The sequence below is a fragment of the Pantoea sp. SIMBA_079 genome (genome assembly GCF_046940275.1).
GTDB lineage: Bacteria > Pseudomonadota > Gammaproteobacteria > Enterobacterales > Enterobacteriaceae > Pantoea > Pantoea borealis.
In genome coordinates, this window is sequence record NZ_JAWRYR010000005.1 from 190,350 (window position 1) to 216,903 (window position 26,554).

Sequence of the window (26,554 nt, forward strand, 5' to 3'; positions counted from 1 at the left end):
AAAAAAGCTGAGATAAATCCCACTTTTTACTTAATGAAACAAATCTGAGGGAATTTTTGTGCTTCTGGGTTGTCTGGCAGAAATAAGATTGGCTTCTTCCGGTCGCATAATCAGACCCAATGCCTCACCTTCTTCAGCTGCCTGCTGAAGCATCTGACGTTCATTTTCGTGCAGCTCATAAGGTATCCAGGCCAGCACCACGCTGTAATTTCCGGTTCGCAGGGCTTTCACCATATTTTCAACCGTACTGAGCCGATCTGATTCAGTAATATGCATACTTTTCTCAAGCGGCAGACCAGACTGCTGGATCCAGCGACGGCTGACTTTGTGCGCTGGCGTCAGCCAGAGCTGCCAGCGTGACTGTTCACTCAACTGTTTAAGCACCGGAAGCAGAAGCAATTGCATCATGCCAGGATGCTCACTGTAGCGTAATTCCGTTATGCCGCCCATTGACGGCTGAACTGCGGTGGAAGGCGCTAACCAGGAGGAACGATCAACAGGGCCAGAGAAATGCGTGCGCATAATATACTCGCTCAGTAGTGAACTGGATGAATGTACAGTACTGTTTAAATTAACAGAGATCAACTGCATTTTCTGAAAATGTCTCTCAAAACTGGCAGAAGATAGCGCTAAAACAGTTTTATTCATTGAATCAGTAAATTGTTTTTTTTATCTTCTAACTAAATGAATAGTCACTGTTTTATAGGAAATACCCTGCACAAGGAATGAGGAAAAGGGACATGATGAAGCGAAGAAATGAGGTTGTAGAACAATCAATTGACGCCCTGTCGATTCTGGGTGACATAGAGTCGCGTACGCAATTTGGTGGCTACGCACTGGCCATTGAGCGAGTGGTATTTGCCTATATTGATGATGATACGCTCTATCTGCGCGCCAGCGAGGCGCTGCGGCTGTATGCGGTTCAGCGCCCGCTGGAGCCGCTGGTTTACCGCAAGCGTGGCATTCCTGTCACCCTGAGTTACTTCAAAGTTGATCAGCAGCTCTGGCAGGACAGGGGGCAACTCATCCGTTTGTCGGCCAGCTCTCTGCAGGCGGCACAGGCTGAAGCCGCGGCGAAAAATGTCTCGCTGCGGCTCAAAGATCTGCCTAATCTCAGTTTGCGCATGGAGCTGATGCTGCATAAAGCGGGGATCAGCTCAGTACAATCACTGCAGGAGATGGGATCGCGACAAAGCTGGCTTAAGCTGCGCAGCGTAAATAAACATGTCGGTTTAAAAACGCTGCTGGCGCTTGAAGGGGCGATCTCGGGTCATCATCAGGCGGCGCTCCCGGCAGAGGTAAAAGAGGCACTGAGCAGCTGGTATCAGGAGCGGCTACGCCGATAAACCGGTAAGCTATGGCTGTTGTTTCAGGCCTGCGCCAGGGCACGGCGCAGGCGCGCAATCTCAGGCAGCAGCGTTATCAGTAAATCGAGCTGTTGCAAAATCAAAGGCGCCTGGGCTTCAGTGCTGGTTTTCAGCGCGCCGATGCGTTGCTGAAGCGTATGCTGCATCACAGTGACCTGGTCATCCGACACACACTCAATCTGCAAAACATCCTCAACAAAACAGACGGCATCATCAAGCAGCGTAAGCAGGTTTCCCGGCGATAAACGTGTGCGATGTGCACCCAGTGCTGAGATATAGCTCAGAAACGAGTGATTAAGACAAAGCAGCCTGAAGGCGTGATCCCGCAGCGGCTGCTCTGCCCGGCGCTCACTATTTATGTTCGATACCACAGACGCGAGTTCGGCGTCAGCGTTATGCGCATCCCGGCGAGCTACCCGGTAAGCCAGCCGGTTATCTTTACCCTGATGATATTGTTCCATAATGGCATCCAGATAGCGGCAGTTAGCATGCAGCGCGCGGTCGGCTATCGTGGTGAGCTTGCGAAAGCGCCAGTCAGGCCAGACAAACGCCACCGCCAGCCAGGCGAGTCCGCACCCCAGCAGCGTATCAACAATACGCGGCAGGGCAACGTCAAAGCCTTCGCCCAGCAAATTAAAGCACAGCAGTACCAGCAGGGTAATAAACAGCGTGGCCTGCGCATACTGAATCTGACGGAAAGCAAAAAACAGGACGCCGCTGAGGACAATCAGCAGCAGCTGCCCCTCTACAGAAGGAACCAGCCAGAGCACCGGCAGCCCGATAGCCACGCCTGCCAGCGTTCCGCCGATACGCAGCGCCAGCCGGCGACGCGTGGCATTATAGTTAGGCTGACAGACAAACAGGCTGGTGAGCAGGATCCAGTAACCACGCTGCAATCCGGTAATCTGAATAAAGGCATAGCCAATACAGAGCACCAGCGACATACGGATAGCATGGCGAAACAGCGGAGACGCGGGTGTAAGGTGACGGCTCAGACGCAGACGTATGTCAGGCCAGCCACGCAGCGTATCACGCGAAAGATGGTGCTCACTCTGCAGCGGCGTCTCAAACAGCTGCTGTTCTGAAGCCACCGAAGCAAGCTGTGCATCAATGGCACGCAGATTACGCAGTAGCCAGTAGAGCGGGGCGGTATGCCCGGCATCCGGATCGCTTTGCTGCAGTCGCTCAAGAGCTGTTTCAAGGCGCGCAAAAGCACGCTCAAAATGGCTGCTGTGGTGCCAGCGCTGACGCAGTACGATCGTTTCGGCCAGCTGGCGACACGCCTGCGCCTGCATATTAAGCAGGCGCTGAAAACGGAACAGGATTTCGTTGTAACGCCAGTTATTACGCAGCTGATGATACTGTATGTGCGAAGAGCTGGCGCGTTCATGAATATCCTGCGCCACAAAATAGTAATGCAGACTGCGCCGGGTGCTGCGTGAGCCCCGATCGCCACGCAGCCGGCTTTGAATCGTATTTTTCGTCTGATTAAGCTGCGCGACTAACTGGCTGTTAGCCATTGCGGTGTCAATCAGAGCGGCATCATCCTGCTCACCGCCGTCCGGATCAAACAGGTTCGCTTTCGCTTCCAGATAACGCGCCAGCTGGGAAAAGCTGGCAGCAAGCTGTTCCTGAACCGGCCGAACCGGGAACATCAGGTGACCGATAAAGGTCAGCAGGTTGTACCAGAGCGCGCCTGTTAGCAGCAGAGCAGGCTGCATCCACCACTGTGAAAAGAGACCAATACCCAGCATGGTGTAGACGGCAATCAGCAGGGCACCAAATGCAATGGTAGCGTAACGCTGGCCGAGTGCGCCAAGCAGGATAAACCCCCAGCTTGAGAGCGCCAGACCGGCAGCGAATGCCCACGGAAGGGGGAAAAGCAGCTCTACGGAGACCGACGCTATACAGAAGCAGCACAGGGTAATGATCAGATTGCGCAGGCGACCTGTCCAGCGATCGTCAAGATCGGCCAGCGCGGCAGCGACCACCCCCAGCGTAAGCGGAATGGTCCACTCTACCTGCTGCAGCCACCAGGGAAAGGCGGCGCAGCCCGACAGCGCCAGAAAAATACGCAGCAGATAGCGCAGGCTGCTGTTAAACAGATAGCGGCGCCAGGCGGGCATAGCGTCGGACATAAACCGGATCCTCAGTAGCGGCGACGCGCGTTAGCTTCCCGCGCCGCCTGTGCCTCTTCAACGCTGACCACCCTGCGGCCAACCGGCCAGAGTGAAATCGCAGCCAGCTTAAAATGCGCCAGCCCGGTGGGAATACCGATAATGCTCAGACACTGCACAATCCCGGTGGAGATATGCATTACGCAGAGCCACCAGCCAAAAAAAATCAGCCAGAAGATATTCAGGAATGTACCGCCTGCGTTAAGAATCGCGCTTTTGCTGTCAGGACGCAGCACATCAACGTGAACCGCTTCATTGCCGAACGGGACCAGCGAGAGTTTTGTGATTTCCCAGCAGGAACGCGTCAGCGGGAGCGTAAAAATCAGCACAATGCTGACCAGCGTGGCAAAGAGCCAGCCAAGCGTGGTGAGAAAGCCGCCCAGGATAAAATTCAGAATATTAAGTACGGTGCGCATAACGCGATTTTCCTTTTGCAATCCGCAATATGTGCCGCCAAGTTTAGCCTGTATTTGAAATTCTCATTTAACATTAGCTACTTAGCAACAAAAACAGTTAGTTAAGTTAATTTTAAGCGCAGTGAAATGCAGTGTTATGAATCCTCTGCTGCCACATTGCTGCCACCAAGATTCGCGATTGGATTGAGTTGAGCAGCTTCTTCAAGATGATCAGGAGCAAAGTGCGCATACCTCATAGTTTCACGAATATTGGCATGGCCTAAAATCCTCTGAAGTACCAGAATGTTGCCCCCATTCATCATAAAATGACTTGCGAAACTATGCCGGAGCACATGCGTGTTCTGGCCCTCTGCTAACTGAATATTAGTAGTCGCTATCATTTCCCGGAAGGCACGATAGCAGGGTTGAAACATCTTATCTTCAAGTGGTGAAAGTTCGTCATAAAGCCATCGTGGGATAGGTACAGTTCGATTTTTACCCCCCTTAGTTTTTATGAAAGTCAGCTTATAAGGTGACAACTGAGAGCGAGTAAGGTTCTCGGCTTCCCTCCACCTTGCACCGGTTGCCAGGCAAATTTTGACGATCAAGGTGAGATTGTGATTACCGAAAGCTTCACATGAATTAAGAACAGTTTTGATTTGTCCTTCAGTTAGCCAGGACATCTCTTTTTCTTTTTCTTTGAACGGACGTACCCCATCAAGCGGATTAGGCAACTTCCATTCACCTAGCCGGCGCAACTCGTTGAAGACAGCCTCAAGATAGTATTGCTCACGGTTAACTGTAATTGGCTGTGCTATCCATTTTTCAGGATTAGCATGATAGCCGTTATCGATTTGACCACTCAGACGCTGATCACGATAATGCGCCCAATCCTTGCTTGTGATCCGTGAAGCAATAGGGTCGCCCATACCTCTGCAGACAATTTTTAACTTTGCCAGGCGCATTCTATTGGCTGCAAGCGATTGACCATGAAGATTGTGCCATAATTCGATCAGCTCACTTAGTTTGCGGCGATCTTCTTTTTCACCTAACCAGGGCTTGTCTTCGGTCTTTTTTCTCTCATAGGCTTCGTATGATTCAGCCTCACCTTTGGTGTTGAACTGTTTACGTATGCGCTTTCCTTCCCTGCCATTCGGGAATATTTGCGCCAGCCATTTGCCATTTTTCTGTTTGGTAACAGTCATAGTGAGAACCGATTCAGTAATTTTATTTAAACGTGTTTTTCAAGAGTAAATAAAACGGCCCCAAATGCAGTGACCTCAGAAGCCGCACACTCAAAAGAGACATTGCTATTAGTAAGCTTGATTTTTCCACCTGGTAAGCGCGCAATATCGTAAACGTCAAAAGAGTTATCGATATTTACGAACCAGCGACCATTAGCGATATTTTTCGCCTCAGTGTTAACCAGCCAGGAATGTCCTACGCCATCGATAAACACTAAAGAATTTTTATCAACTGTAGAAAGGGCTGGATCCATCAGCCAGGTGCCAGCCTCATTCAAAACGCCTGATTCGAGTTTTTTCCTGGATATGCTAATCGAAGATGTTACGGCTTCAGGTTGGCTATCGAACATCTGACCCTTTCCTGTAGCCAGCCATTTGAGAGATACGCCTGTATCAAGGGCGCATGCAACAACAACATCCCCAGGGAAGTACTCTCGGCGAATCCAGGTGCTGATTGTTCCTGACGATATGCCAAGCAAATCACCCAACTCTTTTTGCATACTAAAACCATAAGCGTCTAGTAAGCGGCGTAAAACAGGTTTACCACCATTGGACATGACCTCTTCATATCCTTCCTTACCTTTCAAAACAGGCTTGTACGAAGGTGAGTTTGAATTTGCAAGTTCACCAGTAATTAGCCAATTGATATCTGCACCAGTCTCTAAGCAGCAACGAACAACAACAGTGCCGGGAATGGTGTCACGTTGAACCCATCCACTAACGCTATGTTTAGCAATGCCAAGGACGTCTGCTAAATCCTTCTGCATTTTAACGCCATACGCCGACATGATGCGCTCCAAAGCGCCACCAGTAGCATCTATTTTCCAGCTGCCACCCTGTTCATCAGACATGATAAATTACCTTTAGAACCCATAAAGTTATTTACAGGTAATTTTTAACGATCTATAGTGACGCTCATCGACCAAAATGCACATCACTGCACCATAATTCACACAACCGGAGATGATGCGATATGAAAGCTGCAAAAGCAACTTTAACGCATACGATTGAAACCTCACAAAACCAAGCTGGTGAGTTCACTGACTCGCAAATCAATGCCCTTGTATCCGCACTACTGCCAAGCCTGCAAAGGATGATCGGCTCTGCTATGGCTGACGCTATGAGCGTCCCTGACTTTGCGGCAATGCGCGGTGTCAGTGAGCGACTTGTCTGGCAGTGGCTGGATGAAGGCGTACTGCTCAAAGCACCCACCAAAGATTTCAGCGATAAAAAAAGTGCTGAAAAACGCAGTAAGACACTCATTAATGTCAAAGCATGGCGCGACAAACTTACTCAGCAAGCAGTCGATTGTCGTTACATTGATGCTCGTGCTTCGCAATCTCTAATCTGAGTTTGATTATTTAAGGTGAGCAAGGGAATAGCTATGTTTGATTTTAAGATTTCCACCCAAACACATTTTGATGAGGCCTGCCGGAAGTTTGCTGCCACTCATAATCTGACTGAGTTAGCAGAGCGCGCTGCGATAAGAGTCCAGACTCTGCGCAATAAGCTGAACCCCGATCAGATGCACAAACTAACCGTTGACGAAGTGCTGCTTTTAACCGATCTCACTGAAGATGCAACGCTGATCGATGGCATGCTGGCACAACTGCATTGCCTGCCATGCGTACCGGTTAACGAGGTGGCAGAGGGAAATTATTCGACGTATGTCATGAAAGCGACTGCTGAGTTAGGCGTGCTGGCTTCCAGGGCTTTTGGTGGCAGTAAAATCTCTGCTAACTGCCGGCGCGGAATCGTGGAGGCAGCAAATACAGGTGTCCGCTGCATGATGCTGGCTGCTATTGCCGTACAGACCCGCATTCACTCAAACCCGACTTTAGCCTCGACCGTGGATGCAATTAGCGGTATCGGCGCAACAGTCGGCCTCAGTTGAGGGCGACACAATGATCTCGTTAGCATCACGCCTGAAGAAGCAAAGCCCGTCAATGTCCTATGGCAATGGCTGGATTATGGGAAAAAACGGCAAGCCGTGGCACCCGGTGCTGTGCAGCCAGGGCAAAGAGGTAAAACAGAAGGGGAAAACATGGCTATCGAAGGTAGCGCAATGCTGGGCGAACTGAACGCAGGACAGCGTGTAACAGCGCTGAATCACCTTGCCTCAATTCGCTCTCAGTTTGGCGGCAGTTGTGAAAAAGAGTTATCTCGCTTCTTTGATGATATGCGCGATGTAAGAGATAGTAATTATCAGGAAAACAAGCGGGCATTAAGCGCAATTCTTTTTCTGGCGAATATCGGTAAAGACAGACACGATATTTCTTTTAGTGAACTGACTACTGATGAAAGAAGCGCGTTAATCCGGGCAATGAATCATTTAAAAGCAGTCGTGAGTTTATTCCCAAAGAAAATGACTCTGCCAAATTAATCTATCAAAGCAATAAAAGGCGTAAACCCGCCGGGCATTTTTTTGCCTTAAATAAGGAAAGTACATGAAACTTAATACCCCTAATGAAATTAAAGAATGCTATGAACTACCACTTGATGTAATGCTTCGCGATGTGCGTCTGGATGAACGCCGCAGCCGGGCAGAATTAATGGCTTCAAGATTGAATGTTCTCGCATGGAAAATTAGCAGCGGTGAATTGAATCACGTCGAGGCCGCTGAGTTATTACGCCAGGAATCCGAAAAGTTAGAGCGTCAAGCGCAGGAGCTGCATTGATGGCCGACTCAATGGACATGGCGCAGGCACACGCCGACGAGATGCTGGCGCGAAATATAGCCAGCGTGGTCAATCGTCCGGTCTGTGTAACGGCTTTATTTTGTGAGGACTGTGACGCCCCTATCCCGGAACAGCGCCGCCGTGCCGTATGGGGTGTAACTCGCTGCGTTAGCTGCCAAGACATGGGCGAACGGTATTCCCGATAATGTTTGATGCACAACAATTCGCTTACCCGTGGAATGCTCCACGGGAAGCCATCGCCAGCCCTTATCCTACCTATGAGGAAATGCACAGCCGCAATCGTATGAATGCGGCTTTAGCGCATGCGCAGGAGGTGCTCGAAAAGCAGCCGACGCTGGTACAGCTGGACGTAAAACGCCGCGTCAGTGATCTGGAAAAAACACAGGGAACAGCCCGCGCCAATGCGTACTTTGCAAAAACGTTTGTAGAGCGCACATTGCCACGTGTTGAAACCGTCAGCACACAGTATCGCCTCAGCGAAATGAAAGCCGGCACCTTTAACCTTCTGGCTGAAAACGCCACTGAAAAAGCCGGCGCGGCCAGTGCGGGCGGTCAGTTGTGGGAGCTGACGCGCCGCTTTAACCGACTGCCTGATATGGCCCGCGCCGATGTTGATCTGCTGGCCGGGGATGTAGCTAACTTCATCCTCGCCGAGCTGGTACAGGTACACGCGCAGGCCGGCGGCGAGTCAGATTACAAATACACGCACCGCGTTTACATGACCGCCGCGACTATCACCCGCGAAATGGGCCAGACTCCGCCGTTGTGGGATAAAGTTACTTCCCGCCTTTTTGACCCGGAGGAAGTCACCCCGGCGATCATGCGCATGCAGACTGACAAATGGTGGAAAGGGCGCCTGCGACGCGTTGCTGCCTCATGGCGTGAGCATCTTCATATCGCCCTGGCTAACGTCAGCAAAAAGCATACCCCGTACGCCAGTAGCATGACCGTGTCAGAGTGGCGCGAGCAGAAGCGCCGCACGCGTGAATTTCTGAAGGGCATGGAGCTGGAAGATGAAGAAGGCAACCGCATCAGCCTGATTGAGAAGTACGACGGCAGTGTGGCAAATCCTGCGATCCGCCGCTGTGAACTCATGACGCGCATCCGTGGCTTTGAAAATATCTGCAATGAGATGGGCTTTGTTGGCGACTTCTACACGCTGACAGCCCCGTCACGCTATCACGCCACGATCAAGACCGGCCATCGCAACCGCAAGTGGAACGGCGCCAGCCCTGCAGACACACAGCGGTATCTCTGCAGCGTCTGGCAGAAAATCCGGGCCAAACTGCACCGCGAAGATATCCGCATTTTTGGCATCCGTGTTGCCGAACCGCATCACGATGCGACCCCGCACTGGCACATGCTGATGTTTATGCGGCCTGAGCAGCTGGAGCGCGTGCGTCAGATTATGCGCGATTATGCATATCAGGAGGACAGCGGCGAGCTGAAGACTGATAAATCCCGCAAGGCCCGCTTTCATGCTGAGGCTATCGACTCTGACAAGGGCAGCGCGACGGGCTATGTCGCTAAATACATTTCAAAGAATATCGATGGCTATGCGCTCGACGGCGAAACCGACGATGAAAGCGGTAAAGACCTGAAAGAAACCGCCTCGGCTGTGTCAGCCTGGGCAGCCCGCTGGCATATCCGGCAGTTTCAGTTTGTGGGCGGCGCGCCGGTCACGGTTTACCGCGAGCTGCGCCGCATGGCAGACAGTGAAACCGCACACGGCCTGAGCGTTGAGTTTGCGGCCGCGCATGACGCAGCCGATGCAGGAGACTGGGCCGGTTATGTAAATGCGCAGGGCGGCCCGTTCGTGCGCCGTGACGAGCTGGCCGTGCGCACTTGGTATCAGGCAAGCGAAGATGTAAACGAATACGGCGAGGAAACCGTGCGCATCAAAGGCGTATTTGCGGCTGAGGTTGGCGAGGACACGCCGATTTTAACCCGCCTGGCACAATGGAAGATTGTTCCGAAGCGTGCCGTTGAATTTGGTTTTGACCTTCAGGACGCGCCCGCGTCCTCTCGGAGTTCTGTCAATAACTGTACGGGCGGTTTGAGATCTGGGGATTCAATGTCGCCCGGAGGTTATGAGAAATTGAACCTTGAGAGCATGAGCCGGAAGGAGCGGCGGCAGCTTCTCAACCGGATAAGAGCGGATCAGCCTGAAAAGCGGCACCTGAAGCTGAGGCGCTCAGATAAAGTTGAGGCCGCGTGCGATAACGTAATCAGCCAGGTAAGGGATTTAAGTGGCGAAACCATCAGCCGGGGTCTTGCTGTGCGTCTGCTGAGCGGCGCGCAGACGGAGATTGGCGATCGGATGTTCCGTAGCAACGCATATGGTGATTTGTTCCGCCCCATCATAAAGCCTGTCATTGAAAGCCCATTAACCCGCTTTAACCGTCTGGCTGAAAAGTACGGTGTAAAAGCACATCGCAATGGATAGGTTTCTTAGAGTACGTTAACTATAACTGGTGCAAAAACACTGATTTGTTAGCAAAGCGAGTCATTCGGCATGCTATAAAACCCTTTCTGTATCATGAGGATAAAATTTATCTGGCTATCTATATTTCTCTTTCTTACAGTACCAGTGCTATGCTACTGTATAAAAACACAGTATATTTGGGGAGGGAAAATGGAAGCTCAGGAGTTAATGCAAATGCATAAGAAGATGGCGTGCGTTCAGTTCATAGCGGAGATTTCACTCATTGCTAATTGCAAGCCATCAGATATGGAATTAGCTATGACGATAATCGCGGAGCTGGCCGGTTCCGATACCCGACAGCATGAAGATGATGAAATTTTTTATGCTGCGCTGTGATAATCCTATACAGACGATCTGCCCGATAAGCTCTAAACCAGCCGGTAACTGCTCAGAGAGCAAAAACAGAGCAGTCGAATAATGAGCATCGCGAGGTGTTAGGTTATGGGCGGACGTGATTACAATTTTCAGATCGTGTTCAAAGGGAAAAGCCTGCCTTACTTTCGGTCGGGGGAAGTGGTGATTTTTCAGCTTTCAAATAAGGCCGGTGACGGCTTCTGGCTGGGTCGGACTTTTTCGCATTTCTTTGAATTTGAGCGCCTGGCACCTTTAAGCTATCGGGATGCTTTTTGTCTGGCTAAGGCACTTACCGAACCTGAATCAGATGTGCAGGCACCTGAGCCGGACGACCAGTTAAACCTCTTTTGACCGGTATTATTGCCATGCGTGCATAAAGCGCATGGATTTGCATGCACAAACCACAGCTGAAAACATACGACGGGGCCAGCTCTGGCCTCGTTTTTCATAGCTCATGCATCTGCATTAAAAACGCTGCATAAAGCGGGCAGGCGTGGCGGGGATAGCATTGCGCGCGAGGCAAAAACGACCTTTGTACATGAGCACTTTTCCAAAGTGTCTAATGAATAATACTAAAAGTGTGTAATTTTTGATGCGCGCGACACAAAACTGTGTAAAATCTGTCTACCATAATAACTATAAAAAAAACTAGTGTTGACGAGGCGCTTATGAATGAGAATTTGATTTACGTTTTAGCCAAGGTGGATTTTGGGCGTATCACTGAAAGTCGTTTCAAAGACCGATCTGATGCTGTTCAAGAAGCTTTGCGCAAAGATTACCCAATTGTTAATGAAAACAATATATTAACAACGATCCAATTTGATTTTAACAAATCAAATGAGCATAAAATCAACCAGTCGAATGAGAGAATTATCAACCTTTGTTCATCCAATCGCGACTGGGGCATCAGGATAACTCAGAACTTCTTAATGCTTCAGACTAAAAGGTATGATGGATTCGACAAATTTATAAACCGCATGCGAGCTATCTTGACAGTGATCGAGAAAGAGTTCGAGCTATACCACTCGGCTTTTGTAGGTATAAGATTTGTTAATAAGTTTCAGTACAATGGTGATGACGATTTTAAAGATGTTTTCAGAAGGCGTGACTTCATACAGCCTGAGTTACATTTTGACAACTCTTTAAAGGCTGGCTCTAATCTCAACGCTCATTACTTTGCTGGCTTCAACAATCTCAAAATTAACTCAGGCATTATGATTGATGGGCCTAAAGTTGCCGGAGAATTTACCGATTTACCAAGTGATTTAGGTATTCAAAGCGACGAAATCTTAGAAGGGGTATGGGCCCATCTCGATATCGACTGCTTTTACAATGAACCAGATGTACTTAATGATTTTTCAGTAGAAGATATAACTGAAAAGTATAGCGCATTGAGAAAACTTGCAAATGAAGCATATGTTCAGATAATTTTCGCGAAAATTCCTGAGCTTAGTTGAGGAGATAAATCATGGCATTTGCTCATAGCAGTCCTTCAGGATTTGCTCTGCCGAAAGCCCGGCACGAAGCTAAGTCAACACATTCTACAGGTTTTTCAAACCAGTTAGGCGGATATAGTGCGCGTAAAAAAGATACAGCTTCAACTTCGTGGCTTAGCTCAAAATTAGCTCGCATTGCCTTACTGGCCACGTTACTATTTTCGACTGGTAGTATCGCTACTAACCAGCAAAATATAAACGTCAATTTTTCTGGTAATGCAAAGGTAGTAAAAAATTTCAATGGCAACGCTGATGATACGAAAAATCTATTTGGCAATGCTGGAGAAGCTAAAAAATTAGTAACGAAAGGTAATGAAAAAAATAATAATGGGACAACAATTTCTCCATCATTAAGCAACTTTTTACAAAAGAGTTTTGGCTTCAAAACTTCTCAGTGGGCGGCAATTTTAAAAGTAGAGCGTAAAACCCTTTATAACTGGGAAAAAAATCCCGAAACTAAAATGCAGTCTAAAGTAGTTGAAAGGTTATTAGCTTTGAAGGGTTTTCATGATAGCATCGATAAGGAACATGCTATGTTTATTTCAAAAATGACTTTTGGGAGACATAGTGAAGGTGCTTTTTTGTCAGCTTTTAATGATAATGATATGACGTCTCAATCTTTGAACGCAGTATACGATGATCATTACATCGAGATAGATGGGCTATATAAACGTTTAAAACATTCTGTATAAAGTCAAGGGCTGTTAGCATGGTTACAGTTGAAGAAAGAGATGGGTGGCTTACTAGTGGATGGAAGCGTGGTGCTTTCGTTAAAATAGAAGAGCAGTCTTGCCTCTTTAATAAACTACCATCATTAGCCCGTGAAATGGTATTACAGGGGCAAGAGGTCTATCTTGTCCCTGTGCTTAATGATTGCGCTCTTGTAAATCAGTGCTTTACTACAGAACCATGGGTGCATGCCTTAGTCTGCTGGACATGCAACGATAAAAAAGACGATTTATTGTTTGCTAAAAATCCACGCAAATATCAATTTCCGGTAATTTATGATGGGGAAGAAATTTACTTAGAGGCATTGGCGACCAATGTTTTGACTCTTGAACGTCAAAGTTTTTTACAACTTACTCCATTAACAAAAATTTCGTGGCCAAAGTTTGGTCTTGATAGGGTTTTGAACTGGGTTGCAGAAAGATTTGTAACTCCTACTTTTCCTGATAGCTGGAACAAAAGACTTAAAACTAGAGAAAAAAATCTCAAAAAAGTATGGAAATTAGATTCCTTTGCTAAGTGCTCAGGCATTTACTTCAGGATTGAACCATTTGACGAATTGCCCGAGGATAAAGAATATAAACTCTGGGTTTATTTCTGCCTTCCGGCAGAGATGTCATCAGCCGAATATAGAAATTTCAACTCTAATGAAACTCCAATTTTAAGAGAAAGGCTTAAAGCAGCTCTTTCTCCAATACCTAACCTAAAAATACAAGATATTGACAGCATTTCGGAAGAAAGCTTTACTAAAAAGCTGGAGCGCCAGTATAAAAGATGGATTCTGGAATACTACAGCTATAGTTCACCTGACGAGCCTGAAATCCCTGCGGAATTTGTGATATAGTTTTATTCCAATAATCGATTTTCCTCTAAAATATAAGATCTAAACTGAATGACTGGCATACCTATCCAATCATTCAGTTCTTTCATTCTTTCCTGAAGCGGCGACAGTTCATTGCGAACGAAAACCTGCGCCGCCTTCACTGCATCCCCGAATCCGCCGGAGTTGTCCGGAATAATACCCATCATCTGCGGCGGCACGCGGTGCGCGCTGAGAAGGTCGTCACGACTGGCTTTCTTGATGTTGAAAAAGTCGTCTTTTGTTGCCACCTCGCTGAGCGGTAGAATCTTGATGCCGTCCGGCTTACCGTTCGGCGCGTACATAAATAGGTTGCGGAAGTTGCCGATCCCTTTCGTGTCGCGCATCGCCTGGCGCATCCGGTCGATATCGCTGCTGCTCTGCGCGGCGTCGGTCATGTAGAGGATGTATCCTGCGTGGGCGCCGTTCTGGTAATACTTGCGGCGGAACAGGGTGGCCGCCTCGTTCAGCCAGGCCGAGTTAAGCGCGCTCAGATACTCCGGCAGGCCGTACAGCTCCTGATTGATATCCGGCTCCAGCAGGTGAAACACGCTGCCGGCCGCAAATTCGTGCGGCTCCTTCCAGTCATTCACAAACCAGTAGGCGCCGTCGGCAATGCCTCTGCGGGTAAATTTAGCCGGCGACGTCTCAAGGCGCAGCGGTTTGCCGAGCCCGTTGCGGCGCAGCTCGGCAAAGGCGTTGCCGAACACCAGATAGTCGAGCGCAAATTTGCTGAACTCCTGCTGACTCAGCATCGGGTGCGGAATGAAGGTGGACGCCAGAATGTTGCGTTTCACGTAAATCGGCGAGCTGTGGTGCACGGCCGCGCGCAGGCTTTTTGCCAGGCCGTGAAAGCTCACGGGCGGCTCGTACCAGCGGCCGTTACCGATGCACTCGGCATAGTCCAGAATGTCGCGCTTATCCATGACGGGCGTAGGATCGCCAAAGGTAAACGCCTCGGCGTGCTGCGGTGCGGCTGCCTGTGCCGGCTGCGCGGTGGCGGTCTGAGCCTTGCGGCCTCTGCGTTTGCTCATTAGTAAAACTCCAGAATTGAAGGGCTGGCGCCGCCGCTGGCTGCGGTAAGCGGTTCGTTTAACAGTGCGTGCATGATGGCCCAGGCGACGTCGGCATGGCTGGCCTCCTCGCTTCGGCTCGCTTCATAAGTTGAGCGGTTTCCGCTGGCCGTCATGGTTTTGCGGATAGCCATAAACGACTGCGTGATATCGGTGGCGCCGGCGTCGTACTCCAGACGGCCGCTGGTGATGGTGTCTTTTGCCTTGAGCACCATTGCCGTTTTGACCTCGGGCGAGTATTTGATCTCGCGCGCCGCCGGAAAAAACTGGCGTACCAGCTGGAAAACGCCCTGGCCGATGCCGGTTGCGTCAACGCCGATATACTCGACCGTATATTTTTTCGTTAAGTCCTCGATGGATTTCGCCTGCGCGGCAAAGTCCATGCCGCGCCACTGATGGCGCTCCAGTACGCGGAACTTGCCGCCCGCGACGACCGGCGGCGCAATCACGGCGCACCCGGCGCTGTCGCCGGTGTGTGAGGGGTCGTAGCCAATCCAGACCGGCCGGTACGCAAACGGGCGCGGCAGGTACGGGTTAAAATCTTCCCACTCCTCCAGGCTGTCGATCATGCAGGTCTGCAGCTCGGCAAACGGGAACACGCTTGCCTCGTCGTCCACAAACTCGCACATCAGCAGGTTCTGGTATTCCGCCGGGCTGTACTCAAGCTGCAGCTGATCGATATCAAACAGGTTGCAGCCGCCGCTCAGCGCGTCCTCAACCGTGACAATCTGGCGCCACTGCCCGTCACCGCACAGCGCGCCTTTTGCCAGGTGAGCGTGCGACAGGTCCAGCTCGATGCGGTCGTCCCGGTTGCGCCGTCCCTTATTGAACAGCTCGCCTGACCAGAACGGGTACGCGCTGTGCGACAGGCTCGACGGCGTGGAAAAGTACGTCGTGCGCCACTTCTTGTGCAGCGACATGCCGCTGGCAACCTTGCGCAGCTCCTGAAACTTCGGAATCCAGAAATATTCGTCCAGATACAGGTTGCCGGTGTAGCTCTGCGCGGTGCGCACGTTGGTTCCGAGGAAAATCAGGCGGGCGCCGTTCGGCAGCACAATCGGATCGCCTTTGAGGTCCACGTCAGCCTGGCGGGCAAAGTCGAGAATGTAGTTTTTGAAAACGTGCGCCTGCGCCTTACTGGCCGAAAGAAAAATCTGGTTGCGCCCCGTGGTGAGCGCGTCTATCAGCGCCTCGCGCGCAAAGTAAAACGTCGCCCCTATCTGGCGCGACTTGAGGATGTTGCGGATGCGGTGAGTCAGGCCGGCCCGGTGCCAGTTGAGCTGATACTCAAAGCAGTTGCTTATAAACAGGTCTGTCAGCTTTGCGGTCTGTTCGTCGCTGAACTCGTTTTTCACGACCGGCTGACGCTCGCCCCGGTTGCGGTTGCGCACGTTGGGGTTTAAGTCCGCCTCGTTGCCGCTGCTCCGGTAGCGCTCAACGCGCGCCAGCCGCTCAATCTGCCGGCCGAGCGCGTCTATCTCTTTGTAGTCACCATTCCCCTTGACCTCTTTCATGATGAGCTGAATCAGCCGGGCTTCCATGCTGGATTCAACGCGACTGATGGGCGCAACGTCGTCCCACGCGTCGCGCTGCTTCCAGCTCTGCACGGTTGGCGTTTTCTGTCCGAGCGTCTCCGCTATCTGACGGATGGAATATCCCTGCCAGTAAAGCAGCGCGGCCTGACGGCGCGGATCGCTGATGATGGTTGTCGGTGTCATGTTCATGGCGTCAAGGCTACCGGGGCGAAAAATGCCGCGCCTGCTGTCCCTGTTTGCTGATGGCTCAGCGGGCTGGCATTCGTTGAGGGAAGGGGCCGCGACGGGGAAACTGACCCCGAACCGAACCAACCCACTGACCGGAGCCTGTTACATGACAACTAAAGCAAAGCGTTTCCGCATCGCGGTTGAAGGCGCTACCACCGACGGCCGCGAGATTTCCCGCGACTGGATTTCGCAGATGGCGAAGAACTACGACCCGGCCATGTACGGCGCCCGCATCAACATGGAGCACATCCGGGGCTACGCGGCAGACAGCGCCTTTCGCCGCTTCGGGGACGTGACCGCCGTTGAGGCTGAGGAAATCGGCGACGGCCCGCTTAAAGGCAAGCTGGCGCTGTTCGGCTGGATTGACCCGACCCCGGAGCTGGTCGAGCTGACCAAAGCCCGCCAGAAAATCTACACCTCCATTGAGGTTAATCCGGCGTTTGCGGACACCGGCGAGGCGTATCTGGTTGGTCTGGCCGTCACCGACGACCCGGCGAGCCTCGGCACGGAGATCCTGAGCTTCAGCGCCTCGGCTACATCTAACCCGCTGGCCTCGCGCAAGCAGGACAAAGGCAACCTGTTCACCGCCGCCGAAGAAACCTCGATTGAGTTTGAGGAGGTCGCCGATCCGGCCCCGTCCCTGATGGCCCGCATTACCGCAATGTTTTCCGCCAAAAAGAAAACCGACGGCGAGCGGTTCGCCGACGTCGGCGCAGCGGTCACGGCCGTGGCCGAGCAGGTGCAGCTGAATGCAGAAGCGCAGGCGGAAAGCCTGTCAGCGCTTGAGCTGGCTTTTAATGCCCGCCTTGAGGCCATTGAGCAGCAGGCCGGCGAGGGCCGCGCAGAGTTTGCCGCGCTGCAGGCGCAGCTTGAGAAAAACGACGGCGGCTTCTCCCGCCGCCCGGCGTCAACCGGCAGCGATCCGAAGTCCGGCGCGCAGACCGACTGCTGATCTGCCCTGAACGCAGACACCTTACACAGAGATAAACAGGAAAACCCATGCGCAAGAATACCCGCTTTAAGTTCAATCAGTTTATGACCCGCCTCGCCGAGCTGAACGGCGTGGAAACCGACGACATGAACAAAAAGTTCACCGTCGAGCCGTCGGTCACGCAGACCCTGATGACCCGCGTGCAGGAGTCGTCAGAGTTTCTGACCCGCATCAACATTGTGCCGGTATCGGAGATGAAGGGTGAAAAAATCGGCGTCGGCGTGTCCGGTTCGATTGCGAGCGTGACCGACACCGCCGGCGGCGACGAGCGCGAGACGGCCGACTTTGCCGCGCTGGATGAAAGTGGCTATGAGTGCGTGCAGGTCAACTATGACTTTCACATCCGCTACAACACGCTGGACCTGTGGGCGCGCTATGAAGATTTTCAGGCCCGGCTGCGCGACGCCATCGTGAAACGCCAGGCGCTTGACCGCATCATGATCGGCTTCAACGGCGTTACCCGCGCCAAAACATCGAATCGTCAGAAATTCCCGATGCTGCAGGACGTGGCCGTCGGCTGGCTGCAGAAGTACCGCAACCACGCCCCGGAGCGCGTGATGAATAACGTCACCGACGACGCCGGCGTCGTGGTGTCGGAGAAAATCCGCGTCGGTAAACACGGGGACTACGCCAATCTCGACGCGCTGGTGATGGACGCGACCAACACCCTGATCGAGCCGTGGTATCAGGAAGACCCGGAGCTGGTCGTTATCGTGGGCCGTCAGCTGCTGGCCGACAAATATTTTCCGATCGTGAACCAGTCGCAGGCCAACACCGAGCAGCTGGCCGCCGATCTTATCGTCAGCCAGAAGCGCATCGGCAACCTGCCGGCCGTGCGCGTGCCGTACTTCCCGGCCAACGCGCTGATGATTACGCGCACCGATAACCTGTCGATTTACTGGCAGGAGGGCACGCACCGCCGCCTGATTGACGAGGTGCCGAAGCGCGACCGCATCGAAAACTACGAATCGGTTAACGAGGACTACGTGATCGAGGACTACGCGGCCGGCTGCCTGGTGGAAAACATCGAGATGGGCGAATTTCCGGAGCCGGTGAAGAAAGATGAAGGCGGCGACGCTGCAGCCACTCAGCAACCGGAGGCGTAACGCATGTTAAGCCCTGCCCGACGTCACCGCATGCGCCAGCAGGCGATTGAAGCCTCGCAGAACGCAGACAACCCGATGCGCCACGCCAGCGGCTATGAGCAGATGCTTGTCAAACTCAACGAGGACAAGCGCCGCCTGAAGAAAGTTCACTCGCAGGAGCGCAAGGCGGAAATGAAACGTCAGCTGCTGCCGGAGTACCTGCCGTGGGTGGCCGGCGTGCTGGAGAAAGGCAAGGGCGCGCAGGACGCCGTGCTGATGACCGTCATGATCTGGCGGCTTGACGCGGGCGACGTGACCGGCGCGCTGGAGATTGCCCGGTATGCGCTGGCGCACGGGCTGGTATCGCCTGACGGCTTTAAGCGCGGCAGCCTGCCGTATCTGCTGGCCGAGGAGGTTGCCAGCGCCGCGACGCGTGCCTGGACGGCAAAAGAGCCGGTTGATACCGGCCCGCTGCTGGCAACCATTGCGATGACGGAATCCGAAGACATGCCCGATCAGGTGCGCGCCAAGCTGCACAAGATTACCGGGTACGTGCTTCGCGATGCGGGCAGGGCTTCGGAGGCGATGCCCCACCTCGTAAGGGCGCTGCAGCTGCACGACGGCTGCGGCGTTAAAAAGGACATAGAGCGGCTGGCTACGGCGATGAAAAAGCAGGCCATCGCCAGCCGCTGACCGGACGCGACCCCGCGCACGGGCGGCAGGGCGGCAATGCGCTTTCAGCGTCTGCGCCGCCCTCCACCGCCCACCCATTTTAAGGGCCAACTATGAGCAGCACGCTGGTAATAGCAGCACAGCGGCCGGCAGAGACTGCCGAGCCGCCCGTCAAGAACACCTTTTTCTGGCCTGATGTTGATCTGCAGCTGCTCCGCGAGTCGCTGCGCTATGAGGGAACCGTCACCGCCCCCCGGCTGCGGCAGGCGGTGCTGACGGCGATTGCCGAGGTAAACGCCGAGCTTTACGACTGGCGCGCCGCGCAGATGGCGGCGGGCTGTAAAACGCTTGAGGCCGTGCCGGCGGAAACGCTCGACGGCGTGAGCGAGAAAGTCACGTACTACCTTGCCGCCGTGGGGGCCGTCACCGCCGCGACCATCGCCGAGCGCTATCGCGGCTATGACGCCGCCGGCGCGAACAAGGGCGCCGAAGTGGAGGCCAGCGCCGGCGAATACTGGCGCGATGCGCGGTTCAGCATCAGCCGCGTGGCTGAGCGTCCGGGCTGCATCGTGGGGCTGCTGTAATGCAGGTTTATGCCCTGCAGGGCGACACCGTGGACGAAATCTGTCAGCGGCACTACGGCCGCACGGAGCAGGTCGTCGAGCTGGTTTTCGCGGCAAATCCGGGGCTTGCCGAAAGCGGCCCGGTGCTGCCGCACGGCTGCGACATCACGCTGCCCGAGCTGCCGGAGGCCGCCACGGCCGAAACCGTTAACCTCTGGGACTGAAGATGATCACAACTGAGCGCATCAGCGCCTTTATCACGTACGCCGTCGCGGTCGTCATGGGCTGGCTCGGCCGCTGGGATTTGCAGGACGTGGCAACCCTGCTCGGCATGGCGCTCGGCGTCGGCATGTTTCTGGTGAGCTGGTATTACCGGCGCAAAACCTACCTTCTTTTTGAGCGCGGCCGCATCAGCCGGGGGGATTATGAATCTGCAAACCGTTAAGCGCTGTTCCGTTGCCGTGGTGCTGGCCATCGCCGCCACGCTGCCGGCCTTTCATCATCTGCACACCTCGGCCGAGGGGCTGAGGCTGATAGCCGACTATGAAGGGTGTCGCCTGAGTCCATACCGGTGCGACGCCGACAAATGGACGGACGGCATCGGCAACACCCTCGGCGTGGTGCCGGGCAAAAGCATCACCGAGCGGCAGGCCGCCGGCACGTTTCTCGCCAACGTCCTGCGCACCGAGAAGGCGCTGGGCGGCTGCATCTTTACGCCGCTGCCGCAGAAGGTCTATGACGCGGTGGTGTCGTTTGCCTTCAACGTCGGCACGGGCAACGCCTGTGGCTCCACGATGGTAAAGCTGCTGAATCAGGAGCGCTGGCGCGAGGCGTGCCTGCAGTTGCCCCGGTGGGTATACGTGAAGGGCGTTTTCAGTCAGGGGCTGGATAACCGGCGCGGCCGCGAAATGGCCTGGTGCCTGCAGGGGGCGCAGTGAGCCGCGCCCTCAGTCTGCTGCTGGCCGCCGCGCTGCTGGCGGCGGCGCTCACCGGCTGGCGCTGGTCTGTTGTCAGTCAGGAGTTTGCCGGTGCGCAGCGCATTATCGGCACGCTGTCGGCCGGCATTGAAAGCCGCGATAAAGCGATAAGCCGGCTCAGCGCTGAAAATCAGCAGAGTCAGAAACGCGAGGCCGCGCTGCGGCTCATGCAGGGCAGGGCCAGCGCGGCCGCCCTGACCCGTGAGGCACACATACAGAGGGAAACCGATGCAAACCCGATACTCCGCGAGTGGTCTGCTGCTGCTCTGCCTGACGACGTTGTGCGGCTGCACGCCCGGCCGGCCTTTGCCAGCGCCAGAGATTATCTGGACTGGCTGTCCGCGCGTGACAAGCTGCCCGGTGCCGGCAAATAACCTCAGAACGGCGGGGGATCTGGCGGCGGATAACCGCCAGTTAGAGGCGGCGCTCGCATCCTGCGGGCTGCAGGTGGAAATGATTAAAGAATGCCAGGAGCAGCACGATGCTGAAACCGCAACAACTGCGACAGGTGCTGACCGGCAGCGTCCCGCTGCTGCAGCGAAATCCTGACAGCCTGAATGTCTTTATCGACAGCGGGCGCATTGTATCAACGCTCGCCAGCTCGCTGTCGTTTGAGTACCAGTACCGGCTTAACCTGGTAATAACGGACTATGCCGGCGATATCGACCTGCTGATCGTGCCGATGCTGGAATGGCTGCGGCTGAATGAGCCTGACATGATGGCGACGAAGGAAAAGCAGCAGGCGGGCTTTACCTTTAAGGCCGACGTTATCAGCGACACGACCAGCGATATCAGCATTGACCTGCAGCTCAGCGAGCGCGTGATCGTAAAGCGCGTGGGCGACGCCTTGCACGTTGATCACGTGGGGGAAAATCCGCCGTCTGACGACGACTCCCGGCCGCTGCAGCTGTACGCACGCGGGGCGCTGATCAGTGAGTGGCAGCCATGAGCGGGCTGCAGCTTTTTGACGACCGGCTCAGCGCGCTGATAAACAACCTGTCACCCGCTGCCCGCAAAGAGATGACGCGTGCCATCGCTAAAAAGCTGCGAGCAAGTCAGCAGCAGAACATCAAAAGCCAGCGGGCGCCGGACGGGACGCCGTTTAAGCCCCGCCGGGCAGAGGCAGGACGCAACAAAAAAGGCCGCGTAAAGCGGGAGATGTTTTCGAAGCTGCGCACTGCTAAATACATGAAAGCCACGGCAACCGACAGCGAGGCGGCCGTCGGATTTGTCGGGAAGGTTCAGCGCATGGCCCGCGTGCATCACTACGGGCTGCGCGACCGCCCGGCGCGGCGCGGAAAAGAAGTGGCTTATGACGAGCGGCCGCTGCTGGGGATTAGTAAAGCTAATACAAAACTAATTGAAGATATTATTGTTCAGCACTTAAAATGATGACTTCGACTAATTTTAGCGAGCTTACAATGGAAAAATTACTTAGCAGTAAAGCGCTTTATTCATTCTTTGGGTTGCTGCTTATAATTCTTGGGGCTGTAAACGTAACGATGGGGGAAGTTGCTAGCGGCGGAGCATGTTTTGCAGTGGGAATTATTTTAGTTTTATTGTTTCGATTTGAGGTTAAAAGCTTTAGGCTGCTTGGTTTGGCTGCAGAATTGAAAGATAAAATTCAGGAAGCGGATGTGATTATTGAAAAGCTAAGAGGGATATCACTCCCAATTAGTGAAATTGCTGTTATGACTGGTTCTCAAGCCGGAAGGTTTGATGGAGCGATACCAAGAAAAAAGCTTTATGATAATGTCATGGCTATCAGTAGTGAGCTTCTTAAAATGGGTGTGCCAAGTGAACGCGTTGAACAGATAAAAGACTCATGGTATTTCGTAACTGCAATTGATATGTCCATTCCAATCCGACAAAAAATTAATGTTATAATTCACAATAAATTCAATAGCCTTTTAACAATTAATGAGAAGGTTAATACAGGGCAATTAGCTCTTTCTCCTGATGAAAAAAAAGAATTTGAAAAAAAATTTGGCGATATCCAAGTGGATAGACATGAATTTATTGAGGAAGGCGAATGGATAAATCCGGAATACAGAAAATACCCAGATTATTTTATAGGCATTATCAATGGCTTAAGGTCTTTAAGCGCAGAAGAGAAAAAAGAGTTATTATCTGAAATTGAAGATATAATCTCAGATCTAAACTATTTAATTCAAAATAAAGAGATTAGGCGTCCGGAGTTCTGGTTTCAGCGTCCCTGAATCATCCTTGCTTGACTATTCACAGCCAAACAGCCTCTTTTTGAGAATGCCGATTTAAATTGGCATTCTCACCTTATGAACGAACAACTCTCCGAAATACTGCGCCTGCTGCGCAACCTGATCCGCATAGGCACCGTGTCCGCCGTAAATCTGGACGCCGGGTTATGCCGCGTGGACACGGGAAATAACGCAACCGGCTGGCTGCACTGGCTGAGCGCCCGCGCGGGCAAAACGCGGTCGTGGAACGCGCCATCGGTGGGCGAGCAGGTGCTCGTTTTATGCCTCGGCGGCGAACTCGACACCGGCTTTGTGCTGCCCGGCGTTTACTCCGACGCTAACCCGGCGCCGTCGGCCTCGGCGGACGCCCTGCACTGGTCGTTTCCTGACGGCGCCGTGATCGAGTATGAGCCGAAAAGCGGCGCGCTGACGGCGACCGGCATACAAACGGCAACCATCAGTGCCGCCGTAAAAATCCTGTTCGACGCGCCAGAGGTGGAATGCACGAAGCTGCTTAAAGCCGCGCAGCTTGAAGTAACGGAGGGCGGCACGATGAAGGGTGATATCACGCATACCGGCGGCAGCCTTTCCTCAAACGGCAAGGTTCTGCACTCGCATAAACATCCGGGCGACAGCGGCGGAGAGACGGGGGCGCCACTATGACAGCCGCAAACTACACCGGCATGAACCGGGAAACCGGCAAAGCCCTGGCTGACCTTGAGCACATCCGGCAGTCGGTGCGTGACATTCTGCTGACGCCGCTCGGCTCGCGGGTTATGCGCCGCCGCTACGGCTCGCTGCTGTCGGCGCTGATTGACCAGCCTCAAAACGACGCGCTGCGCCTGCAGATTATGTCCGCCTGCTACGTGGCGATCCTGCAGTGGGAGCCGCGCGTCAGGCTTACCGCCATCAACTTTGACCCTGATTTTGATGGCTCTATGGTGGTTGAGCTGAGCGGCGTCCGCACCGACTCGGCGCAGCCTTTTTCTTTAACCGTTCCTGTGAGCTGAGAGCATGCCAACTATTGACCTGAGCCAGCTGCCCGCGCCCGACGTGGTGGAAACGCTGGACTATGAGGCGCTGCTCGCCGAGCGCAAAGCCACGCTGATTTCTCTCTATCCGGAGGAGCAGCAGGAGGCCATCGCCCGCACGCTGTCGCTGGAGTCAGAACCCATCGTTAAGCTGCTGCAGGAAAATGCCTACCGCGAGCTGATCCTACGCCAGCGTATCAACGAAGCGGCAACGGCCGTCATGTTGCCCTATGCGATGGACGGCGACCTTGACCAGCTCGGCGCCAACAACGGCATTGAGCGCCTGATCATTACGCCGGCGGACGACACGACAATCCCCCCGACGCCGGCCGTGATGGAAAGTAACGACGATTTTCGCGCCCGCATCGCGGCAGCCTTTGAGGGGCTGAGCGTGGCCGGGCCGACCGGGGCGTATGAGTACCACGCGAAAAGCGCCGACGGCCGCGTGGCGGATGCGTCCGCCATCAGCCCGTCGCCCGCTGTTGTCACCGTCACCGTGCTGGCGCGCGAGGGGAACGGCGCGGCAGCCGGCGACCTGCTGGCCGTGGTTAACGCCGCGCTTAATGGTGAAAACGTGCGCCCCGTTGCCGACCGGGTAAGCGTGCAGTCGGCTGAAATTGTGAATTATGAGATTGAGGCCGAAATCTACCTCTACCCCGGCCCGGAGGCCGAGCCTGTCCGCGCCGCAGCCGAGGCGAAGCTCGCGGCCTACGTGTCCGCGCAGCGGCGTCTCGGGCGCGATATCCGGTTGTCCGCGCTCTATGCCGCCATGCACGTTGAGGGCGTGCAGCGCGTCAGCCTGATTAAGCCTGCCGCTGACGTGGTGCTCGACAGGACGCAGGCCGCTTACTGCACGGGCTACGTGCTGACCGTGGGAGGCTCGGATGAATAACCGCCTGCTGCCGACCGGCTCCTCGCCGCTTGAGGTGGCCGCCGCCGAAGCGCTCGCGGGCCTCGGCTCGCTGAACGTGCCGCTGCGCCAGCTGTGGAACCCGCGCACCTGTCCCGTGGCGCTGCTGCCCTATCTGGCGTGGGCGTGGTCGGTTGACCGCTGGGACGCCGGCTGGAGTGAGTCAACAAAGCGCGCTGTGGTGGAGTCCTCGCAGTACGTGCACCGGCACAAAGGCACTATCGGGGCTATCCGTCGTGTGGTTGAGCCGCTGGGTTATCTGATACGGGTTATTGAGTGGTGGAAAACCAACGAGGCGCCAGGCACGTTCCGGCTTGACGTGGGCGTGCTGGATACCGGCATTACAGAGGAGATGTACAACGAGCTTGAGCGCCTGATCGCGGATGCGAAACCCTGCAGCCGGCACCTTATCGGCCTCTCAATCAATCTTGACGCGACTGGCGTAATGCCCGTGGCCGTTGCCAGCTACAGCGGCGACGAGCTGACCGTTTATCCCTATACACCAGATGTTATCAGTACCGGCGGCGCGGGTTACTCCGGCGTGGCGGTGCATCTTATTGACCTGACGGAAGTGAGCGCATGACGACAAAATATTATGCCCTGCTGACCAACCCCGGCGCGGCCAGGCTGGCAAACGCCGCCGCGCTGGGGACGAAACTGCAGATTACACATATGGCCGTCGGCGACGGCGGCGGCACGCTGCCAACGCCGAACGCCAGCCAGACGGCGCTTGTCGGTGAAAGGCGCCGGGCGGCGCTGAACTCGCTGAGCGTTGACGCGGCCAACAGCAGCCAGATTATTGCCGAGCAGGTGATCCCGGAGGCGGAGGGCGGTTTCTGGATACGTGAGATTGGCCTGTTTGACGCTGACGGCGTGATGATTGCGGTTGCCAACTGCGCCGAAACCTACAAGCCGCAGCTGCAGGAGGGCAGCGGCCGCACGCAGACCGTGCGCATGATTATTATCGTGAACAGCGCGGACGCGGTTACGCTGAAAATCGATCCGTCCGTCGTGCTGGCAACCCGCAAATACGTTGACGACGCAGTGATTGAGGTGAAGGCGTACGCCGACGGGCTGATGGCCGCGCACCTGAAAGCCAGCGATCCGCACACGCAGTACGCGCCGAAGGCCAGTCCGACGCTGACCGGCATTCCCAAAGCGCCCACGGCTGCGGCAGGCAACAGCAGCACGCAGCTGGCGACCACGGCTTTTGTGCAGGCTGCACTGGCCGCGCTGGCAGGCGGTGCGCCTGCTGCACTGGACACGCTGAAAGAGCTGGCCGATGCGCTCGGCGGGGATGCGAACTTCTCTGCTACGGTGCTGAATGCCCTGGCCGGAAAGATGGAGATTGCGAAGAACGGCAGCGACATTGCAGACGTTGCCGAGTTTCTTAAAAACCTCGGTTTGGGCGAAGCAGCAAAGCGAGATATCGGAACCGGCGCGAATCAGGTGCCGGACATGTCTGCTTTTG

37 protein-coding genes are annotated in these 26,554 nt (G+C 54.2%); 30 read left to right on the forward strand and 7 right to left on the reverse strand.

Annotated elements, in window-relative coordinates; all coding sequences use genetic code 11:
- Positions 1 to 30: 30 nt before the first annotated feature.
- Positions 31 to 522, reverse strand: coding sequence for an SOS-induced cell division inhibitor SulA (gene sulA, locus SB719_RS09910; protein WP_065649665.1), 492 nt, complete (start codon positions 520 to 522; stop codon positions 31 to 33).
- A 221-nt stretch (positions 523 to 743) separates the two neighbouring features.
- Between sulA and SB719_RS09915 the strand changes: the two genes are divergently transcribed.
- A complete protein-coding gene (locus SB719_RS09915) occupies positions 744 to 1,346 on the forward strand; it encodes a TfoX/Sxy family DNA transformation protein (protein WP_065650486.1) in 603 nt (200 codons plus the stop codon).
- A gap of 23 nt (positions 1,347 to 1,369) precedes the next feature.
- Here the strand turns inward: SB719_RS09915 and yccS are convergent, their stop codons facing one another.
- The 4 genes from yccS to SB719_RS09935 form a co-directional block, all read right to left on the reverse strand.
- Positions 1,370 to 3,505: a YccS family putative transporter gene (yccS, locus tag SB719_RS09920; protein WP_065649664.1), complete on the reverse strand. Its 2,136-nt coding sequence runs from the start codon at positions 3,503 to 3,505 to the stop codon at positions 1,370 to 1,372.
- Between the two features lie 11 nt (positions 3,506 to 3,516).
- Positions 3,517 to 3,960 (reverse strand): YccF domain-containing protein, encoded by a 444-nt coding sequence (locus tag SB719_RS09925; protein WP_412159179.1) that lies wholly within the window; start codon positions 3,958 to 3,960, stop codon positions 3,517 to 3,519.
- A gap of 134 nt (positions 3,961 to 4,094) precedes the next feature.
- Positions 4,095 to 5,144 carry a tyrosine-type recombinase/integrase gene (locus tag SB719_RS09930; RefSeq protein WP_150034552.1) on the reverse strand — a complete coding sequence of 350 codons (1,050 nt, stop codon included), beginning with the start codon at positions 5,142 to 5,144 and terminating at the stop codon, positions 4,095 to 4,097.
- A gap of 26 nt (positions 5,145 to 5,170) precedes the next feature.
- A complete protein-coding gene (locus SB719_RS09935; RefSeq protein ID WP_412159180.1) occupies positions 5,171 to 6,034 on the reverse strand; it encodes a phage repressor protein CI in 864 nt (287 codons plus the stop codon).
- 122 nt (positions 6,035 to 6,156) lie between these two features.
- On the opposite strand from SB719_RS09935, the gene SB719_RS09940 reads away from it, so the two are divergent.
- The 12 genes from SB719_RS09940 to SB719_RS09995 all read left to right on the forward strand — a co-directional run bounded on the left by SB719_RS09940 (position 6,157) and on the right by SB719_RS09995 (position 13,787).
- A complete protein-coding gene (locus SB719_RS09940; protein ID WP_150034554.1) occupies positions 6,157 to 6,534 on the forward strand; it encodes a Cro/Cl family transcriptional regulator in 378 nt (125 codons plus the stop codon).
- 33 nt (positions 6,535 to 6,567) lie between these two features.
- Positions 6,568 to 7,077 carry a phage regulatory CII family protein gene (locus SB719_RS09945; RefSeq protein ID WP_412159181.1) on the forward strand — a complete coding sequence of 170 codons (510 nt, stop codon included), beginning with the start codon at positions 6,568 to 6,570 and terminating at the stop codon, positions 7,075 to 7,077.
- Between the two features lie 10 nt (positions 7,078 to 7,087).
- A complete protein-coding gene (locus SB719_RS09950; RefSeq protein ID WP_412159182.1) occupies positions 7,088 to 7,264 on the forward strand; it encodes a phage filamentation protein Fil family protein in 177 nt (58 codons plus the stop codon).
- Complete coding sequence (locus SB719_RS09955; RefSeq protein ID WP_412159183.1) at positions 7,228 to 7,566, forward strand: DUF5347 family protein; 339 nt, start codon at positions 7,228 to 7,230, stop codon at positions 7,564 to 7,566. The genes SB719_RS09950 and SB719_RS09955 overlap by 37 nt, the downstream gene beginning before the upstream one ends.
- Before the next feature lie 64 nt (positions 7,567 to 7,630).
- Positions 7,631 to 7,861 (forward strand): DUF2732 family protein, encoded by a 231-nt coding sequence (locus SB719_RS09960; protein WP_412159184.1) that lies wholly within the window; start codon positions 7,631 to 7,633, stop codon positions 7,859 to 7,861.
- Complete coding sequence (locus SB719_RS09965) at positions 7,861 to 8,067, forward strand: TraR/DksA family transcriptional regulator (protein WP_412159185.1); 207 nt, start codon at positions 7,861 to 7,863, stop codon at positions 8,065 to 8,067. The genes SB719_RS09960 and SB719_RS09965 overlap by 1 nt, the downstream gene beginning before the upstream one ends.
- A complete protein-coding gene (locus SB719_RS09970; protein WP_412159186.1) occupies positions 8,067 to 10,328 on the forward strand; it encodes a replication endonuclease in 2,262 nt (753 codons plus the stop codon). The genes SB719_RS09965 and SB719_RS09970 overlap by 1 nt, the downstream gene beginning before the upstream one ends.
- 189 nt (positions 10,329 to 10,517) lie before the next feature.
- The gene (locus SB719_RS09975; RefSeq protein ID WP_150034562.1) at positions 10,518 to 10,703 is read left to right on the forward strand and encodes a hypothetical protein; all 186 of its coding nucleotides are present in this window, start codon (positions 10,518 to 10,520) and stop codon (positions 10,701 to 10,703) included.
- 105 nt (positions 10,704 to 10,808) lie between these two features.
- On the forward strand, positions 10,809 to 11,072 hold the full coding sequence (locus SB719_RS09980) for a hypothetical protein (protein ID WP_412159187.1): 264 nt from the start codon (positions 10,809 to 10,811) through the stop codon (positions 11,070 to 11,072).
- A gap of 317 nt (positions 11,073 to 11,389) precedes the next feature.
- Positions 11,390 to 12,178 carry a TIGR04255 family protein gene (locus tag SB719_RS09985; protein WP_412159188.1) on the forward strand — a complete coding sequence of 263 codons (789 nt, stop codon included), beginning with the start codon at positions 11,390 to 11,392 and terminating at the stop codon, positions 12,176 to 12,178.
- Positions 12,179 to 12,189: 11 nt separating this feature from the next.
- Entirely contained in the window at positions 12,190 to 12,909 is a 720-nt protein-coding gene (locus SB719_RS09990) for a hypothetical protein (protein WP_412159189.1), read from the forward strand.
- 17 nt (positions 12,910 to 12,926) lie between these two features.
- Positions 12,927 to 13,787 (forward strand): hypothetical protein, encoded by an 861-nt coding sequence (locus SB719_RS09995; protein ID WP_412159190.1) that lies wholly within the window; start codon positions 12,927 to 12,929, stop codon positions 13,785 to 13,787.
- Between the two features lie 2 nt (positions 13,788 to 13,789).
- On the opposite strand, the gene SB719_RS10000 is transcribed toward SB719_RS09995, so the two are convergent.
- Both SB719_RS10000 and SB719_RS10005 read right to left on the reverse strand, forming a co-directional pair.
- On the reverse strand, positions 13,790 to 14,836 hold the full coding sequence (locus SB719_RS10000) for a phage portal protein (RefSeq protein ID WP_412159191.1): 1,047 nt from the start codon (positions 14,834 to 14,836) through the stop codon (positions 13,790 to 13,792).
- Complete coding sequence (locus SB719_RS10005) at positions 14,836 to 16,599, reverse strand: terminase ATPase subunit family protein (RefSeq protein ID WP_412159192.1); 1,764 nt, start codon at positions 16,597 to 16,599, stop codon at positions 14,836 to 14,838. The genes SB719_RS10000 and SB719_RS10005 overlap by 1 nt, the downstream gene beginning before the upstream one ends.
- A gap of 145 nt (positions 16,600 to 16,744) precedes the next feature.
- Between SB719_RS10005 and SB719_RS10010 the strand changes: the two genes are divergently transcribed.
- From SB719_RS10010 to SB719_RS10090, 17 genes are all read left to right on the forward strand, one after another.
- Positions 16,745 to 17,590, forward strand: a complete 846-nt coding sequence (locus SB719_RS10010; RefSeq protein WP_412159193.1) for a GPO family capsid scaffolding protein — start codon at positions 16,745 to 16,747, stop codon at positions 17,588 to 17,590.
- A gap of 47 nt (positions 17,591 to 17,637) precedes the next feature.
- Positions 17,638 to 18,735, forward strand: a complete 1,098-nt coding sequence (locus tag SB719_RS10015) for a phage major capsid protein, P2 family (protein WP_412159194.1) — start codon at positions 17,638 to 17,640, stop codon at positions 18,733 to 18,735.
- A 3-nt stretch (positions 18,736 to 18,738) separates the two neighbouring features.
- Complete coding sequence (locus tag SB719_RS10020; protein ID WP_412159195.1) at positions 18,739 to 19,407, forward strand: terminase endonuclease subunit; 669 nt, start codon at positions 18,739 to 18,741, stop codon at positions 19,405 to 19,407.
- A gap of 92 nt (positions 19,408 to 19,499) precedes the next feature.
- Positions 19,500 to 19,970 carry a head completion/stabilization protein gene (locus SB719_RS10025; RefSeq protein WP_113655930.1) on the forward strand — a complete coding sequence of 157 codons (471 nt, stop codon included), beginning with the start codon at positions 19,500 to 19,502 and terminating at the stop codon, positions 19,968 to 19,970.
- Positions 19,970 to 20,173, forward strand: a complete 204-nt coding sequence (locus SB719_RS10030) for a tail protein X (protein ID WP_412159196.1) — start codon at positions 19,970 to 19,972, stop codon at positions 20,171 to 20,173. The genes SB719_RS10025 and SB719_RS10030 overlap by 1 nt, the downstream gene beginning before the upstream one ends.
- A gap of 5 nt (positions 20,174 to 20,178) precedes the next feature.
- Complete coding sequence (locus SB719_RS10035) at positions 20,179 to 20,394, forward strand: HP1 family phage holin (RefSeq protein WP_370513568.1); 216 nt, start codon at positions 20,179 to 20,181, stop codon at positions 20,392 to 20,394.
- Entirely contained in the window at positions 20,375 to 20,887 is a 513-nt protein-coding gene (locus SB719_RS10040) for a lysozyme (protein WP_412159197.1), read from the forward strand. The genes SB719_RS10035 and SB719_RS10040 overlap by 20 nt, the downstream gene beginning before the upstream one ends.
- Entirely contained in the window at positions 20,884 to 21,300 is a 417-nt protein-coding gene (gene lysB / locus SB719_RS10045; protein WP_412159198.1) for an Rz-like lysis system protein LysB, read from the forward strand. Before SB719_RS10040 ends, lysB begins: the two co-directional genes overlap by 4 nt.
- Positions 21,206 to 21,475: an Rz1-like lysis system protein LysC gene (lysC, locus tag SB719_RS10050; RefSeq protein ID WP_412159199.1), complete on the forward strand. Its 270-nt coding sequence runs from the start codon at positions 21,206 to 21,208 to the stop codon at positions 21,473 to 21,475. The genes lysB and lysC overlap by 95 nt, the downstream gene beginning before the upstream one ends.
- Positions 21,408 to 21,875, forward strand: coding sequence for a phage tail protein (locus SB719_RS10055; protein ID WP_113655747.1), 468 nt, complete (start codon positions 21,408 to 21,410; stop codon positions 21,873 to 21,875). Before lysC ends, SB719_RS10055 begins: the two co-directional genes overlap by 68 nt.
- A complete protein-coding gene (locus tag SB719_RS10060; protein WP_412159200.1) occupies positions 21,872 to 22,318 on the forward strand; it encodes a phage virion morphogenesis protein in 447 nt (148 codons plus the stop codon). Before SB719_RS10055 ends, SB719_RS10060 begins: the two co-directional genes overlap by 4 nt.
- 29 nt (positions 22,319 to 22,347) lie before the next feature.
- Positions 22,348 to 23,145, forward strand: coding sequence for a hypothetical protein (locus SB719_RS10065; protein WP_412159201.1), 798 nt, complete (start codon positions 22,348 to 22,350; stop codon positions 23,143 to 23,145).
- Positions 23,146 to 23,220: 75 nt separating this feature from the next.
- Positions 23,221 to 23,805 (forward strand): phage baseplate assembly protein V, encoded by a 585-nt coding sequence (locus SB719_RS10070; RefSeq protein ID WP_412159202.1) that lies wholly within the window; start codon positions 23,221 to 23,223, stop codon positions 23,803 to 23,805.
- On the forward strand, positions 23,802 to 24,152 hold the full coding sequence (locus SB719_RS10075; RefSeq protein WP_412159203.1) for a GPW/gp25 family protein: 351 nt from the start codon (positions 23,802 to 23,804) through the stop codon (positions 24,150 to 24,152). The genes SB719_RS10070 and SB719_RS10075 overlap by 4 nt, the downstream gene beginning before the upstream one ends.
- A gap of 4 nt (positions 24,153 to 24,156) precedes the next feature.
- Positions 24,157 to 25,065, forward strand: a complete 909-nt coding sequence (locus SB719_RS10080) for a baseplate assembly protein (RefSeq protein WP_412159204.1) — start codon at positions 24,157 to 24,159, stop codon at positions 25,063 to 25,065.
- Complete coding sequence (locus SB719_RS10085) at positions 25,058 to 25,666, forward strand: phage tail protein I (protein ID WP_412159205.1); 609 nt, start codon at positions 25,058 to 25,060, stop codon at positions 25,664 to 25,666. Before SB719_RS10080 ends, SB719_RS10085 begins: the two co-directional genes overlap by 8 nt.
- Positions 25,663 to 26,554, forward strand: an 892-nt coding sequence (locus SB719_RS10090) for a phage tail protein (RefSeq protein WP_412159206.1), incomplete at its 3' end; no start/stop codon positions are given. The genes SB719_RS10085 and SB719_RS10090, both read left to right, overlap by 4 nt.